The following is a 14,766-nucleotide window of genomic DNA, read 5'->3' on the forward strand; positions in this document are numbered from 1 at the left end:
GAGTATCTATAGCTTGGGGTTACTGTACCATTAATATTAAAATCGCCACCGAACTCAAGTCCGAAAGGATAGTAATGGGCGGTTCTGTCTGTCTTTATGTTTCCTATCTAGCCTCTATATCATTTACAAACATACAACCCCTTGACATTGTCAGAATAATATAATTTATAATCGGAAGGTAAAGTAAAATCATCTATTTGCATTAAATAAGTATTCCCATCATTTTGATGAGGAATAGTAAATTCAGACATTACAATAACATATTTTTTGCCTTTGCAAATTTTCGCTCCACTATCACAAGTATCTTTTTTATAGGAAAAAAAATAATCGACTTTTCTCGTTTTTAAATTTTTAAATTTAAAAACATACGATTTTTCAAATTCAATGATTCTCTTTATTCTGATTTCAATTTTTTGTTGGCTATAAAGAAATGAATTTAAAATAAGTACTGGAATTAATGTAAAATTTTTCATTTTTTTAATTTCTTAATCTAATATCTTTTGCAGTTGCAACAGGAACCTTAGTAATGCTTGTCACGGTTTTTCTCTTATGCGGTTCCCCATTGCTTTTAATTAGTGGTTTTGTTTTTGTCACATTAATATAAGTTGTTACTGTTCCAAATTTGGTTCCTCCAATGGTCACATCCACAGAATCTATGGTTTGTGATACAGTATAATTATTATGAGTAGGATCTAATCTTTTTGCTGCATTATGTGCATTAAGGTATGGCTTTTCACTCAAATCTCCTCCAATTCCAAACCCAGGTGTTCCAGGATTATTTTTCCCTGCAATATAAGATTCAAGAATTTCATGTAACACCGTTCCTCCTTTTGGCCGTCCAGTAGTATTTTCAATTATCTCTGCTTGATTTGGATTCATAATTTGATTTGTTTGAACAATTCCATTGTCGTCTATTTCACTTCCACCAAAAGCCCCTCCTAAAATCGGAGTATTATCAACACTATTTGAACTTGTTGCATCTAAATTTACCATGACAGAAGAATCATTTGTTGCTTCTAACAATTTTAATTCAGCAGCTGTTGCTGTTGCACCGTTTTTAATACTTCCAGTAACTTTCCCTTTTGAATTCATTTGCAAATTAAGATTTCCCGCTTTTGCCTGCAGTTGCTCAAATGCTTTATCTTTGAGGTCTCCTGAAAGTATTACATCTTTGTTTTGCATACCATCTGGGTCAATAAATCTAATCGGATTATTATATGCGTAAGCGTAAATAGACCAGCGACGGGATATTTCCGCTAGTGGGTCAACACTACCCCATCTTCCAATATCAGGCATATACATCCTAGCTCCATAATCCTCCCATCCGGTTTCTCTTTGTTTTTCTTTACCATTATATGAATAAGCATAATTTGGAGATATTGAATTTGCAGTGCTCAGATCTCCGCCAAATTCTAATCCAAAGGGATAATAGTTTGTTGTCCTATCTATTTTCAGGTTACCGGAAGCATCTTTGTAATACGCTAATCTGATGTTTCCTACCTGATCGGTATAGTTTATTAAGATTTAGGGTACTGTTTCCAATACCCTAAAAAATTACTATCAAAATACTTAAATTTTAGGAGTGTCCTAGTCCCAACTTTTCCATTCAGAATTCTCATCTTCTCTCCATAGCCCCTTTTCAATACCTAATGATAAAATAGGCTCTAATGAACTATCAATTCCAAGTAAAGTTGCTATTGGGATTACTCTCAAATTATCTTTATCAACATCTTCTCCATTTTGAGTAAATCCTTCCCATTCATTTTCTTCCCATCTTGTTATCTCAGTTATTTTTTCACCAAACAAAACCTGTACTTCGGTTACTATTTGTGAATCCTGGGGTACATCTAGGTTCCATTTAATTTTATCATCAAGCCACCTCCAGATAATATTATTTGCATTCCACTCTATTGACATATCTGGAATATCCAATGTATAATGCTTATTATCAGGTAAAATTTGATATGCCCTAAAACCTTCAACTTTGTAATAGTCATAAACTCCAAGCATCATTAGTTTACTCCATGAATCATGAATTTGTTTAAGTCTAAATATCCCAAGCCCATTAACATCCAAAGAAAATTCATTAGTATTTATATCTTTACTTAGTTTGGGGACGATTGAATTAAAAATTCTTAAAATATCTTCATAAAGATAATTTTCATTGCCTGCTAATATTAATTCAAATTGTAGTTTTTCTAAATTCCCGATTGTATATGCAAATCTGGGATTTTCGCTTGTTTGCACTACTGTAATATGAAAGCCATCTCTTTCAATATTATTTTTAATTTTTTTGAAAAATTCCTCTTTATTATTCATTTGTATATTTATTATCTATGTAATTCTTTATGACAAGGTTTACATACTGCTGCACCATTACTCATATCTGTAGGTCCACCATCCGCATGTCGCTTTATATGATGAGCATCTACTTCTTCAACAGTTTTTTTCTGACGACATTGTGGACATAGTCCATTTTGGTTATCCAACATCTTAGCCCTTTCATTTTTAGTCCAGACTCTCTTCTTATCTCTTTCACCTGGAGGTACGCTACCTTTACCTTTAGGGGGTTTGGGTATTTCTGATAAAGCTTTGCTTTCTGCTTTCGCTTCTGCTTTAGCAGCAGCTTTCGCTTCTGCCTTCGCTTCCGCCTTTAATACTGCTGCAGCTGTTTTTACTTCTACTTTTGCTTGTGGAACTAGATTTAATGCCAGTAATTTCCAAGCCATAGTCTTGTCAGCAGGATTACCATCAAGATCACGCCCGGTAGCTATTGTATAAAGCTCTTCAGTGGGAGTTACTGTTTTAATGACTGCCATAAAGGCTTCACTATTGGCTTTCCCATGCTCTTCTTCCGCTCTTGCCTGAATGCCCCCTTTGGACTTCATATACATTCTGAAACGGAAATCATCGGGCTCCAGTCCTTCTAGTTCCACTGCATCTACAACTCTGTTTCCACTGAAGGCATAAGTTGACCATGTATGATACTGCTCTGCCAAAGGATCTACATTAAAGAACCTTGCCATCCCTGCATCATAATTCCTCCATCTGTAAGAACTCCATTTGGTATCAATCTGGTTTTCCTGTCCCTGCATAGAGTATCTATAGCTCGGAGTTAGTGTACCATTTATATTAAAATCGCCACCAAACTCAAGTCCGAAAGGGTAGTAATGGTTGGTTCTGTCAATTTTCAGGTTTCCGGAAGCATCTTTGTAATACGCTAATCTGATGTTTCCTACCTGATCGGTATAGTTGTAAATATACAGATTTTTAACAAAGTCATAATACCCTTCTGCAGTAGGAACAAAGCTTAATATATCATCAGTATACTGAAATCCATCCAGATAATCAGTTTTGCTGACGGCTTCCGTCTGTCCTCTGCCTGTTCCATAGGTATAGACTTTTCTCAGTTTGGCTCCGGCAGCATTATACAGGTATTTTGTATTGACATTGTAGGTCTCAAAATCATGAGTATTATATAATTTATTAAATTTTATATAGTTGGGAAGATTAAGATAATTATAGTCTATCTGGAGCATCCCTCTATCCTCATGGGTAATCATATTTCCGTTGCCGTCATAAGGAATTGCGGTTGATACAGAAGCCGGATAGCCGGCATAGTTACTTGTAGCATCACTCACCGTATTCACCCTGTTTCCGGTGTAAGTATAGGTGAGATCGTCAATCTGCTCTGCTCCAAAATTTTGCAACAATCTATTTCTTTTCAGACTTTGGATATTACCATTTACATCATAGGTAAGACTTTCATTAAAATAGTTATTCTTTGGAAGGGCTGCATTAGGTTCGGAATAAATACCATTTTTTAGCCTTTCTAATCCATCATACTGGTAATTATACCTTCTAAATGTTCCATTATCAGCACTTGACCAATCTATTTCTGCAATATTCCCATTGTATTTTCCGGTAGAAACCTCCGAATAAACAGGATTATGGTATTTAAGCTCATAGGCAAAGAGTTTTCCGTTCAAGTTGGCGGGATCATTCACTTTCGTAATCCATCCTCGGATATTGTAAGTCTGGTCTATAGACTGTAAAGGAGTACCTGTAGTATTTCCTGTTTTTTTATTGGTAAGCTGTCCCAGATCATTGTATGTGTTTTCTACTAATAGTTCTTCTGTTAGACTGTTCACCTTATGATAGAGCTTCAGCAGTCTTTTCTGGTCGTCGTATACAAATCTCTCTTTGATTACCACTTCAGCATCTGCACTTCCTTTTTTGTGATAGGTGTAACTTTCATCCACAGCACCGGAGAAATCAAGCTTGAATTCCTTTTTAGTATAACCACCTAAATGGTTCCAGCTTTTCTCCGCCACCTTTCCACCTTTGGTGTTATAATAGAAATAGGTTTTCGTCCAGTTATCATCTTCTATGTTTTTTACATAAGATGCTGTTGGCAAACCTTGGGTATTGGCACCTCCATTGAGAGCCTTATCTTCATTAACTACATATTGATCGAGGATTTTCGCCGGAGGGAATTCTTTAGTATCCCTTGGATAAGAATCATAGTAATTAACAGAAAGAAGCGTCTGAAAATTAGTAAAAAGAGTATTGGTATAATACACTACAATCCCATTTTTGCTAAAACCTACAGCAGTAGGGGTTTCGCTGATAACAAGATTATTAATCTGTGCCTGTAGATCCGCCCGGCTTCCTCCGGAGATAAGTCCGGTGTAGGCAACACGACCAAAGGCATCATATTTGGTCAGCAGCCACTGCCCTTTATTTTTCAGATTCACATCCTGGGTAAGGATCGGACGGTCTGCTGCATCATACACCACAGATTCCCAATCGTCTCTTCCGGGAAGTCTTTTCTCCACCTGTCTGTTCAAACCATCATATCGATATTGGTAACAAAGGCTGTTTAGAATATCTGTGGTTACAACATTGTTATTCTGTTCAATTTTCTTTACCGCCAGAGCAGGAATTACAAATGCCTTTTGACCATATTCATTGTACACATAGTAGGTATCTATGTTTTGTGTTCCATCTGTTCTACGTACCAGTACAGTTTCCCCACGTCCGTTCTGAAACTGGATAACCGGAGTTCCGTCTTCATCGGTAACCGTATTTTTGTATAATATCCCCGCGGCATAAAATTCACTTCCCGGCACTATGGATACAGAAGAAACAGTTTTGTTATCTGTAGCTGTGGTTGTATTGGTGATAAATTTCTTTACCTCTGTTCCCAGATTTACTTCATATTTAAGCTTTTGGGTATGTCCACCCGCCATTTTCCAGGGATCACCCGGCTGGGCCACTTGCTTCACCCTGTCTAAGGGAGAATTTTCAATCTCTTTTTCTGTATACGCATTGGTGACACCGTAATAAGAATTAACCGTGCTTTCATTGATAATCCCGGTATGGATTGCAGAATTAAGGGTATTGGCCGGAACTGGAAGAATATCCTTAACCTGTCTTCCAAACCCATCATAAATAATGGGGGTAACTAAATCTTTCCCTGTAGTGGTCGCTTTTACATTGACAATCTGTTTTGGTCGTCCTAATCCGTCAAAATAGGTAATGGTCTCAGTTTTCTTACTGCAATCACCGCTCAGACAGGTTTTGGATTGTATATAGTTTTCTGTGGTACTTTGTGCATAGGTCATCATGGCTGTAAACAGCAGACCTAATAATTGCATTTTTTTCATTTGTGTTTACTGCTTATAATTATACTTAAATTCTTTAACGACCTTATAACTGTAGGTTCCGGCACTGTCTCTTTCCCTGATCTGAACCTGCTTCAAACGGTTGGCACTGTCATAGACATACAGCTCTCTTATTCCTGATGGGGGTGTAATGGTCGTTACTCCTACTAAAGGATCATAAGTATACTTGGTTGTCATTCCAACAGGCTGAAAAGCATCAAGAGCCAATAAGAGTTCAGCTTCTTTGGTTGGATCAGCTGCATCTTCATTGGACTTGGTCACGATAGTAGTAATCATCCCTTCCACCTGGCTATACAATGCTCCTACAACTTTGGCAATCGGTCTGGTCTTATTGTATCCCCAAACAATGCTTACTGGTGTCCCGTCTTTCTCCCTGTATTGAAGAATATTCCCCTTATCATCATATTTTTCATAGGTGACATCCTTAGAGGAAGTAGTAGGGCTCAGCGTATCATAGGAATATTCAGATAGTGGAAGCACCAAATTTCCGGTAATTGCATGAGGTAGAGCGGTTGGATAAATAGTCTCTTCCCTTGAAGTTACTTTGGTGATATTATCTACTGTTTGTTGTGCTTTCGTTTCCAACGAAATACCCACCATATTTTTATCAATCATCAACTGATTGTTTTTCTCATGAGCGTACTGATATGTTTTTTCCGTTGTAGATAGATCTGGGAATATGATTTTTTCCGAAGTTATCTGGGTATGTTTAGGATTATTATAGAAATACTGGGTTTCTGTTTTCATCGCATTTCCGTTCAGGTAATCTATTGTTTTCTGGGACTTCAGATATTCAAAATGGGAAATGTTTTTGTACTGCATAATGTCCAGGTTATCCAATTTATCTTCATAAGTAATAGGCCCTACCGGTTTACCAAAACAAACATCATTATAGGATTGAGTAGTATTTTGCGCTCCTGATGCTTGGCAATTCTTATAACCATCTAAAGCATTATATCGGTGAGAATGATTGGCTGCACAATAGGTATACGAAATGGTTTTTACCACATCTTCTGCCGTACAGAGCTTTGTCTCATTCTTGGTAACAGGATTATCATAATTTTTTCTAATAGAAAAGCCATCCACCTGATATTTTCTGTTGTTATCTTCTTCATAATTCATCTCTACACTTCGCAACAGATTACCTTCGGCATCCAGATATTTAGTCAAAAGTTCGCGTCCATTTTTCCATCCAAAATTTGTCCAAACTGAGTTTCGGATATTATCTCCATGAAGTACTTTACCAAAATCATCTGAACTAATAGAATAATTATGGATAATATTGGACTTCCCCTCTACAATTTCCTGTACCGTTTTATAGAATACATTGGGATGGGTAGCAAAGAGTTGGTTAATATTGGAAGAAGTCACCATTGTATAAGGAAATCTTTCTACACCTGTAGGAACAGATCCGCTTGGTAAGTTAGGGTTATTTGTGCTACAGGTTCTGGTATAAAGAAGCTGCTCCTCAAATGCAGGAGTTCTTAACACCACGGCTTCTGTATATTGATCATTCAAATCACGGTAAATAAACTTTCTTGTATTGGCTACACCATTTTCAGATGTATCTACAATCTTGGCGATTCTTAACCCGCCAATAGGGGCTTCTCTGTCTCCATACACCGCCTCTTTAGTGGTATAGCTCGCTGATGCAGTAGAACGGGTACAAACAAACAGCGTCCAAAGCTTAAGGGTTAAAGGCTCATCTTTCTGAACATGGGCAAAAACGCCTGCTCCATTATTGGTAGGAAAAGTAACCGAATTACCAGCACTGGTAACAATTCCGGTAGGGGTTTTAAAATATAATGGGACAGCCTGACCATTAGAATTTAACAATGAAACAATTGCTCTGTGTTTCCCCGTAACCTGCTCAGCAGGATCACATGAACTGTTAAATTGTGCACTTCCTCCCAAAGTGATGTCTTCTGTCCGAAGCGGAGTAAAAGCTACTGTATTTTCAACATGACCGTTAGTATCATCAGCGGTGGCTTTGATTTGAGTTCCAGTTCTTTCAGAGGGACTGAGCATTACATTTTTTTCTATTGCAGTATGGTTTTCGTAGAAAAACTCTGTTGATCCTTTAGTAGGATAAATAATCTTTTGAAGTATCCCAATAGCTGTATTTTGCGGAACAACAGACTGTGATGCCCCATTATATGAACTCCACATAGATACCTTTTCTATATTAGGAACCAGATTGGTATTGGAGGTATTACCATTATAATATCCCCAGCTATCCCTGCTAAAGGCAAGTCTTTGAGGAAATACATCTGGTAAGTTGTACTGGAATCCATAGGTCGTGTTTAAAACACTGTCCACTACAGAAGTAAGAAACAGACGGTTATTTGCTGTAAGGTTGTAATTGAGAGTAACGTCATTAATAATACTACCATTAACCTTTTTGGTAACTTTCTGTAATCGTTTATAATCACCGCTACCTCCCGATTGTAGATAATCAAAAATAATTTCTCCATAAGATGGATTGTTACTGTATATTCTTTTAATCTGTTTTCCAGCTACAGTCTGGTTATGGCTGATCAGTTCACTTACCTGAGGGTACCTTATAAATGCGGAATTCCCACAGCTTGATGTCATTGGACCCGCATTAGGTGATGTATAGGATAATGTTTGTGACTGACTCATAGTCGCAGTATATCCGCCATCCACATTCTCAAAAAATACAACTTCTCCGCTGGATATGTCTTCAATTTTTGTCAGATACCACGCTGTGGTAGAAATTGATATCAGAGAATGTCCGGCTCCAGCAGTACGGTTGGAAGTCGTCTCTTTGTCTGTAAAGTAATATTTGATTCCATTATCTACCGTTATGATAAAAGAATTCCCTCCACTTGTCCCCTCAATAACAACATCCTTTTGGGAATAAATCACAGAAATTCCTTTTTTGTCAAAAACAAATTTAATCTGCATTCCCCCAAAGCTGGCCATATACAAATCCTGCTCTGTATCTATATCATCAAAGGAGGCATCCTGGAAAAATTGCATAGCAGCGGTTGTATTAGCACCCAAATCTCCAATATTGGTTGGAATGTTAATATTGGATTGATTGTCCTCATCAGGAAGATCTCTTATTACCCTTGTAATAACACCACCTGAAACAATATTCCAGCCCAATCCGGTAGAACCGTTCATATCATCTACTTTGACTCCATTAGAGAAGTAATTGAGTCTGATTGGAATATTAATATTTCCGGCTGCAAAAGATGTTACGGGAATATCAACATTAGCATTCCCTGTAAAAAGGCTTACCGGAAGATTTCCAAAAGCGCCTAGTTTGTAAGACTCCGCTGATGGTGGGATGATATTTGGAAGGGTGGATTGTTTGCTGCCAGTAGTTTGCGCGAGAGCTACACTCATAGACAAGCAAAAGAATAAGCTTGTAATATTTCTTTTCATTTGTATTTATTTCTTAATTAATTTAGCATTCGCCGTTTTATTAGTATCAGTTTTTACCGTCACCAGGTAAGCTCCCTGTACCAAAGCCTGCGTATTAATTTTAGTTACTCTGTTTTTAGTTTTCAAACTCTGAAGCTGTCTTCCGCTCATATCATACAATAGAATATCTGCTTCCTTAAAGCCCTGTCCTGAGCCTGTCGAAGAATCAAAACCGATTTCTACGTAAGCATAATCAGATACCGGGTTCGGATAGATTTTGATGTCATATTTTTCAATCAGCTGATCAACCTGTTTGTCTCCAAGCTTTACGATCTTCCAGTTTTCTTTACCCAATTCTTCTGCGCTGGTTCCGGCCAGAACAATAGAGCCATCCCTGTTCAGTTTTACATCAGAAAGTCTTTCTTCCTTCTTTCTGGATTCTCCTTTTACATGTTTTCTCCACTGTTCATTTCCATTCTGATCCAAATACAGCATCCAAAAGGTTTCATCATCGGTTTGTATTCTTCCTTCTGCCTGAGTGTAGCCTCCCAGCAGAATGCCTTTAGACTTCCCGCTTCCATCTTCCTGCTTCCCGCTTATTACACTCATACTCATCAGGATATCACGGTTTTTGAAATTATAGGATTTCTGCCACTGTTCATCACCTCTTTCATTTAAAGAAATCAGCCATAGGTCTGTTCCTTCTTCAATTCCAACAGTTTTGTTTCCTGATCTTTCCGATCTGGATTCTCCACCAATAACAAAGCCTGTTGAAGTTAGTGCCAGGGTTCTGATATGATCATCTCCCTTTCCTCCAAAATTCTTTTCCCATTCTACTTTTCCGTTTTTATCGAGTTTTACGATCCAGTAATCACCTTCTCCGAAGTTATCCGTGGATTTTGCGATACGGGATACGGCCAACAACGTTTTTTTAACTTGGAAGTAATACCAGAAGCAGATTTAACACGTAGGTTTAAACAAGCGCATGATGCTCTATGGGGAGGAGGGCAGTTAAATCCTTCAGAAGCATTTGATGAGTTAGACAAATTGATATTCTGTAAGATTTGGGATGAAAAAAAAGATAGAATAGCAGGAACTCCATATGACTTTCAAATTATTACTGTTGATGCTACAGAAATAAAAAATTATAAAAAATTAGGAGAAGAAGAGTTAAGTACTGCTATTAGAAACGAAGAAAATAAAAGACTTACAGAACGTATAAAAAAACTTTACGAACAAGGAAGAAAAAAAGACCCTGAAGTCTTTAAAGATAATATTAGACTTTCTTCTGAAAAAATAAGAACGGTAGTAGGATACTTACAAGATGTCAATATCGGTGAAACAGACCTAGATGCAAAAGGAAGAGCTTTCGAAACCTTTATGGGAGCTTTTTTCAGAGGAAATTTTGGACAATATTTTACACCTAGACCAATTGTAGAATTTGCAGTTAGTGTATTGCCTATTAAAAATGATTCTTATGTGCTAGATACTTCTTGCGGAAGTGGAGGATTTCTACTATATGCCTTGAATAAAGTTAGAAAACAAGCCGATGAATTATATGTTAATTATAAAACAGATGTAAAGCAAAATCAAAAGCATTATAAATATTGGCACGATTTCGCTGAAAAAAACCTTTATGGTATTGAGATTAATGAGCAAATTTCTCGTGCTGCCAAAATGAATATGATAATCCATGATGATGGCCATACAAATGTAATTACTTCAGATGGTTTATTAAGCCCACAGGATATCGAAAAAAATACTACTAATAAAGGATTTAAATACAATCACTTCGATTTTATTGTTACTAACCCTCCGTTTGGAAGTATTGTAAGACAGACAGAGAAAGCTTATTTAAAAACATATAATCTTGGAAAGAAAGAAGAAGATTGGTTAGCTGTTTCTGCGAGACCTGAAACAAGCAGAGAAAATCAAAGCACAGAAGTATTATTTATAGAACAATGCTATAATTTTCTTAAAGAGGGAGGATATTTAGCTATTGTAATACCTGATGGTATTTTGACTAATAGTAGTTTGCAATACGTAAGAGATCACATAGAAGAAATGTTTAGAATAATTGCAGTAGTTTCAATGCCACAAACTGCTTTTTCAGCTACAGGAGCAGGAGTTAAAAGTTCCGTTTTATTCTTAAAAAAGCATGATTTCAATACAACAAATCGTATTAAAGAATTAAAACAAACATCAAAGGCTGATTTGCTTTCGGAGAGCAATTATACAGAAAAAATAAAGCAATACGATAAAGAGAAGAAAGAAGCTATTAATGCCCTTGAAAAAAAATGTAAAGAAAGCAATCCAACATTAGATAAAAAGGCTTTAAATGAATTAATAGCAGATGATAAAAAGGAAATTCAGGACATTTTTAATGATAAAGTCAATGACCTGAAAGAAGAGTTACAGGAAGCTTTTTTACAACAAAAGCAAAAAAAGATTCCTGACTATCCAATTTTTATGGCAATTGCTGATGATATAGGGTACGATGCAACAGGAAAGAAAACGACCGTGAATGAATTGGAGTTTATTAGCGAAGAACTCACAAAATTTATTAATGACATCGAAAGCCATTTATTATGATAATCAGAGGGATATTAGATAAATCATTAAGTAAACAAACTTGTATAAGAGGTTTTGCAAGAATTAAAGAGCTGGCAAGGATTTCTAAAGCTAATCCTGAATATCAGAGAGAGCTTATTGATAAACAAAAAAAAGTAATTTCTAATTTTCTTACCGAAGAAACGTATTTGTTTTTTCCTGAAGTGATTTTGAGCTTGAAGTTGAAATATGACTTTACTAGTACTGGAGCTAAAAAAGATGCTCCATTAACGCTTATTGAAGCAAATAAGAGTTTTAAATCAAATGTAAATAGTCTCAATATTAGAGTTGTAGAAAGAAAGAATTCTAAAGTTTTTGATGTAGGAGGAAGAGATGAAGTAAAGATCGTTGAACTAGAGATTGAAGATGGTGAATTACTAAAACTGATTAAAGAAAATAAACACCCTTTTCATCGTATAGATGGGAATCACCGATTAAGTGCTGCGGAGCAAATTGACGATGATAGAATTCAAACAATGGATGTACCGTTTTGCATTGTATTGTTTGAAGAAACTACTACTAATGAATTTAATCCCATTACTGAATTACTCGAGAAGAAAACCAGTAATACTTATGAGAAATTTGAGCGTGTTGTTTTCTATAATATCAATTCTAAAACAATTCCTTTGACACTTGAGCAGAATTTAAAGGGAATTATTGGAGAAACTGAATATTTTGGAGATGATGAAATAGCAAAAATATTTCAATATGATGGTAAAGATGTTGGGGTTAATGCTAGGAAATTGGGGCTAAAAATAAGAAGTGAAGATTTCCAATCTATTAAAACTAATCTTGAAAGTTACAAATGGTCCCTATCCCTAAACATTTTTAGGCTTTATAATAAGTTTAAAAAGGTGAGAAAATCCAAAGATATTATAGATATTGTATATGAAGCCTTGCAGGCTGTAAATACGCTATATCGTGATGATGAATTACTTAAAGCAAATAAAAATATTGATATACTTTTAGCCTTTCTATTTTATAAAGCTTTTGAGGATAAAACAACATTTAACATTTTCTATCATTGGATAATTAATAATCACTTATTTGAGGCAGAGGAAACAAAAGCTGAGAGTATCATAAGAATTTTCAATCAAATAAAGGAAAAAGAAATAAAAGTATTTGTTGCAATGCCATATTTTTCTTCTGCGATTGTAAAATCTCACAATGAAATTTATAAAAGTGTTATTGACGAAATTAAAGACAAATATGGTATAAATATAACTTTACATCCAATTATGACTTATAAGGGAGAGTCTGTTAATATTGTAAATGATATTTTTGAGAAAATCAAAGGATGCCATATTTTTATTGCCAACATAACAGGTAACAATGCCAATGTTACCTATGAGATGGGATGGGCAAGGGCTTTAAATATACCGGTGATTATTACTAAAGAAGAAAAAGCAGAGGAGCCCAAATCGGATTATAAACTAGATTTTTATTTCACCTATCAAAAAGATGCTCATACAACTTTAAAAGAAGAAATAGGTAGGCACATTAAAACTATTTTAATAGAAAGATATAAATTCAAAATACCTAGCCAATAAATGCACACTTTATCTCAACATATAAATTCTAATAAAATAACTATCATTAACCGCTCTAATTTAGAAGGGCGCTTAGATCCTCTATACTATAATTCTGACTTAACAAAATTTAATTCAGGAATATATAAAAGTATTCCTTTACGATCAGTTGTTCTTTCTTTTAAATCTGGTATTGGTGCTGGAAAACAAGATCAAGCGATTGATGAAAATGGTATTATTCAAATAAGGCCTACTAATATTGATGAAAATGGATTTTTGAAATTTGATAAAAATGTCTATTTGCCTATTGAAAAAAAAATTGATAGGCTAGAAGTAGGTGATGTATTATTTAATAATACTAACAGCCAAGAGTTAGTAGGAAAAACAGCAATATTAAAAGAAGAAAAAGAATTAAGTTATTCTAATCATATAACCGTTCTTAAACCTAAGAGAGATGTTTTGTTGTCCGAATATTTATGGATAATATTAAATTTATATCAAAAAAATAAAATATTCTATGCTGTTTGTACAAATTGGAATAATCAATCTGGAGTGGGTATTGAATTACTCAAATCATTAAGAATTCCACTTCCACCATTAGAGTCTCAAAAACAAATTGTTGAAGTTTATCAATCTGCTTATGAGCAACAAAAAAAAATAGAAGAAGAGTCTGAAGCTTTGTTAACTAGTATAGATGGTTATTTATTAGATAAATTAGGAATTTCTCTACCTGAAAAAGATAATTCTTTAAAAAATAGAATTTTCATAACACAATTAAGGCAGGTAACTGGTGGAAGATTTGATCCTAAATTATATGATAAAACTACAACAAGCTTAAAGCAAGCAATTAAGGAAACAGATTTAAAGCAATTCAAAGTTGAAAAACTTAGGACTTTCATAGTTCAAAGTCTTGCAGGTGATTGGGGAATTGAACATAACGAAGAAAATTATTCCCAAGAATATGAAAAGTGCTTAGTTATCAGAGCCACAGAATTTGATAATGACTTTAATCTTAAGCTTGATAATTCGAGAGTTAAATTCAGGCTTATTAAAAAAGATAAAATATCAAAAATTGATATTCAAGAAAATGATCTGTTGATTGAGAAGTCAGGAGGTAGCCCGGATCAACCTGTAGGTAGAATTGCTATTTTGACAAAAGATATATTACATAATAACAAGATTAGTTATAGTAATTTTATACATAAGATTAGAATCAATACTAGTATTTTAAATCCAGAATATTTATTTTGTTATTTAAAAACGATACATAACATAAAGCTTACTGAATCAATGCAAAGTCAGACAAATGGAATTAGAAATTTGATTATGCAAAATTATTTCAATCAAGATATTGTAGTACCTATTTTACCGAATGGAGATTTTGATTTAGAAAAACAATATGAAATTGCTAATCATATTCAAAGCTTAAGAGCAAAAGCAATGTTGTTACAACAAGAAGCCAAAAATATTCTAGACAATGTTAAGCAGCAAGTTGAACAAATGATACTGGGAAATGCCTATTAATATACTAAATTAATAACTTTAAT

At 34.9% G+C, this 14,766-nt stretch carries 9 protein-coding genes; 3 read left to right on the plus strand and 6 right to left on the minus strand.

What is annotated here, in order from left to right:
- Positions 1-119 precede the first annotated feature (119 nt).
- From FN817_RS15395 to FN817_RS15420, 6 genes are all read right to left on the minus strand, one after another.
- On the minus strand, positions 120-473 hold the full coding sequence (locus FN817_RS15395) for a hypothetical protein (RefSeq protein WP_142718720.1): 354 nt from the start codon (positions 471-473) through the stop codon (positions 120-122).
- Positions 474-477: 4 nt separating this feature from the next.
- Positions 478-1,524, minus strand: a complete 1,047-nt coding sequence (locus tag FN817_RS15400; protein ID WP_142718721.1) for an RHS repeat-associated core domain-containing protein — start codon at positions 1,522-1,524, stop codon at positions 478-480.
- 63 nt (positions 1,525-1,587) lie between these two features.
- Complete coding sequence (locus tag FN817_RS15405) at positions 1,588-2,319, minus strand: DUF4262 domain-containing protein (RefSeq protein WP_142718722.1); 732 nt, start codon at positions 2,317-2,319, stop codon at positions 1,588-1,590.
- Positions 2,320-2,330: 11 nt separating this feature from the next.
- Positions 2,331-5,660 (minus strand): DUF6443 domain-containing protein, encoded by a 3,330-nt coding sequence (locus FN817_RS15410; RefSeq protein WP_167498878.1) that lies wholly within the window; start codon positions 5,658-5,660, stop codon positions 2,331-2,333.
- A 15-nt stretch (positions 5,661-5,675) separates the two neighbouring features.
- The gene (locus tag FN817_RS15415) at positions 5,676-9,101 is read right to left on the minus strand and encodes a hypothetical protein (RefSeq protein WP_142718724.1); all 3,426 of its coding nucleotides are present in this window, start codon (positions 9,099-9,101) and stop codon (positions 5,676-5,678) included.
- A 6-nt stretch (positions 9,102-9,107) separates the two neighbouring features.
- Positions 9,108-10,001: a T9SS type A sorting domain-containing protein gene (locus FN817_RS15420; protein WP_228451576.1), complete on the minus strand. Its 894-nt coding sequence runs from the start codon at positions 9,999-10,001 to the stop codon at positions 9,108-9,110.
- A 15-nt stretch (positions 10,002-10,016) separates the two neighbouring features.
- Here FN817_RS15420 and FN817_RS15425 point away from each other — a divergent pair, with 15 nt between their 5' ends.
- The 3 genes from FN817_RS15425 to FN817_RS15435 are packed head-to-tail and all read left to right on the plus strand — an operon-like array spanning position 10,017 to position 14,743.
- Positions 10,017-11,672, plus strand: coding sequence for an HsdM family class I SAM-dependent methyltransferase (locus FN817_RS15425; RefSeq protein ID WP_228451577.1), 1,656 nt, complete (start codon positions 10,017-10,019; stop codon positions 11,670-11,672).
- Complete coding sequence (locus FN817_RS15430) at positions 11,669-13,240, plus strand: TIR domain-containing protein (protein ID WP_142718726.1); 1,572 nt, start codon at positions 11,669-11,671, stop codon at positions 13,238-13,240. Before FN817_RS15425 ends, FN817_RS15430 begins: the two co-directional genes overlap by 4 nt.
- The gene (locus FN817_RS15435; protein ID WP_142718727.1) at positions 13,241-14,743 is read left to right on the plus strand and encodes a restriction endonuclease subunit S; all 1,503 of its coding nucleotides are present in this window, start codon (positions 13,241-13,243) and stop codon (positions 14,741-14,743) included.
- Positions 14,744-14,766 lie beyond the last annotated feature (23 nt).

The organism is Chryseobacterium rhizoplanae (assembly GCF_900182655.1).
Classification (GTDB): domain Bacteria; phylum Bacteroidota; class Bacteroidia; order Flavobacteriales; family Weeksellaceae; genus Chryseobacterium; species Chryseobacterium rhizoplanae.

Coding starts and splice junctions, on each gene's coding strand:
- FN817_RS15395 (WP_142718720.1), bottom strand. CDS start 473: ATGAAAAATTTTACATTAATTCCAGTACTTATTTTAAATTCATTTCTT.
- FN817_RS15405 (WP_142718722.1), bottom strand. CDS start 2,319: ATGAATAATAAAGAGGAATTTTTCAAAAAAATTAAAAATAATATTGAA.
- FN817_RS15410 (WP_167498878.1), bottom strand. CDS start 5,660: ATGCAATTATTAGGTCTGCTGTTTACAGCCATGATGACCTATGCACAA.
- FN817_RS15415 (WP_142718724.1), bottom strand. CDS start 9,101: ATGAAAAGAAATATTACAAGCTTATTCTTTTGCTTGTCTATGAGTGTA.
- FN817_RS15430 (WP_142718726.1), top strand. CDS start 11,669: ATGATAATCAGAGGGATATTAGATAAATCATTAAGTAAACAAACTTGT.
- FN817_RS15435 (WP_142718727.1), top strand. CDS start 13,241: ATGCACACTTTATCTCAACATATAAATTCTAATAAAATAACTATCATT.